General features: G+C 79.8%; 1 pseudogene. It reads right to left on the reverse strand.

Annotation, left to right across the window (positions count from 1 at the left end):
* Positions 1–634, reverse strand: a pseudogene (locus MY520_RS27940) (hypothetical protein); the annotation flags it as partial.

Consider the following 634-nt stretch of genomic DNA (forward strand, 5'->3'; position numbering starts at 1 on the left):
CGACTTCCCGGCGCCGGCGCCGCCCACGGCGCGGCCGGCGGCGGCCCACCAGCCGCCGCCCGGCGGCCCGCCGGCGGCCGGATCGCCGGGACGGGGGTCGTCGAGGTGCGGGATGTCGGCGGGAGTAGGCAGCGAATCGGCGTCGGCCGCCGTCCCGGCCTTCGGCCGGCCGTCGGGCTCGTCCGGCGGAGGCCGGTCCTCGACCGGCGGCGCGGCGTCGGGCGGAGCGTCGGGGGCCGGGTCGGGCCCGCCGCCGAGTTCCTCGGCGAGCACCCGCCGCTCGAGCTCGGCCCACCAGCGTTCCAGCTCGGCCTGCTGCTCCTGCTGCCACCGGCCATCGGCGGCCCCGGCGGAAGGTTCCGGCTCGATGGTGGCCCCTGGATCGGCGGCCTTCCTTGCATTGGCTGCGGCGGCCGTGAAGCCCGGCTCGGTGCTGGCGCCCGGTTCGTCGGTGGTCGCCGCGTCGTCCGCGGTGGCGGGTCCGGCGTCGGCGGCGGCGGTGTCGGTGTCGGTGTCGGGGGCGGCGGGGTGGTGGCCGGTGAGGGCCTGCAGCAGCTGGCGGATCATCTCCGCGGGCACCACCTGGCCGTCGACCTCGCCGGGGGCGTCGCCGCCGAGCAGGGTGCCGATCGAG

The organism is Geodermatophilus sp. CPCC 205506 (genome assembly GCF_051383635.1).
In the GTDB taxonomy this organism is placed as follows: domain Bacteria; phylum Actinomycetota; class Actinomycetes; order Mycobacteriales; family Geodermatophilaceae; genus Geodermatophilus.